Origin of the sequence: Paenibacillus zanthoxyli JH29, from assembly GCF_000520715.1 — a bacterium.
Classification (GTDB): Bacteria; Bacillota; Bacilli; order Paenibacillales; family Paenibacillaceae; genus Paenibacillus_AQ; species Paenibacillus_AQ zanthoxyli.
Genome location: NZ_ASSD01000602.1, coordinates 1 through 779 on the forward strand (window position 1 = coordinate 1; position 779 = coordinate 779).

Sequence of the window (779 nt, forward strand, 5' to 3'; positions counted from 1 at the left end):
CACTTCTTTGCCTGTTTTGGGCAATTCTTGGATGTTACAGTCACCTGTTCCGCTTGCAAACGGTAGAGCAGGCCTTTGGCTCTACAGCAGCGCATAGCGCAAGGATGCAAGAAGCGCCCGTCAGTACGGTACAACGAATGCATCAGGAAGCCCTTCCTGCCCAGAGCGAACGCCTCGTGGAGCAGGCTTGGCGCAAAGCCAAAATCACGGAGGGTCTGGTACTGGGTATCGACGACTTTGCAATCAAAAAGGGACATACCTACAATACCGGCATTCACAATCTTCGGGGCGAAACCATGCTGGACTTGCTGCCTGGTCGCAAGCTCGAAGCCCTGCGGACCTACGCCCGCCAGCATCCTGACTTTCTGGAGCTGAACCCCAAAGCGGTGGTTATGGATTTAGCTCAGACGTATCACACGTGGATCAGCGAATGCTTTCCACGTGCCATCCGCATTGCAGATCGTTTCCACGTTCACGGCTACGTCATTGAAAGTGTTCAAGCCGTCCGGAAATCGGTTCAGTCTACCCTTGCCCCTCGGGCTAAAGCAATCTTGAAAAGTCATCACCGACTGCTGAATCCGCCCGGCGGCACCTTGCCGGAAAAGAGCACTGTCCAGTTAAACCAACTGCTTGAATTCTCTCCGCTACTACGCAAGGTTTGGGAATGGAAAGAAGCCTTTTCCCATTGGTATGAGTATTCACCAAATGTCCATGTGGCCAGCCTTAGCTTTAACCGTTGGTGCCAGCAGGGCGAGAGCATTGATCATGATGCCGTTCGA

General features: G+C 53.1%; 1 protein-coding gene. It reads left to right on the forward strand.

Translation table 11 applies throughout. The annotated features are described in order from the left end of the window. A partial coding sequence (locus L691_RS0123360) for a transposase (protein WP_198023099.1) occupies positions 1 to 779 on the forward strand: 779 nt, incomplete at both ends.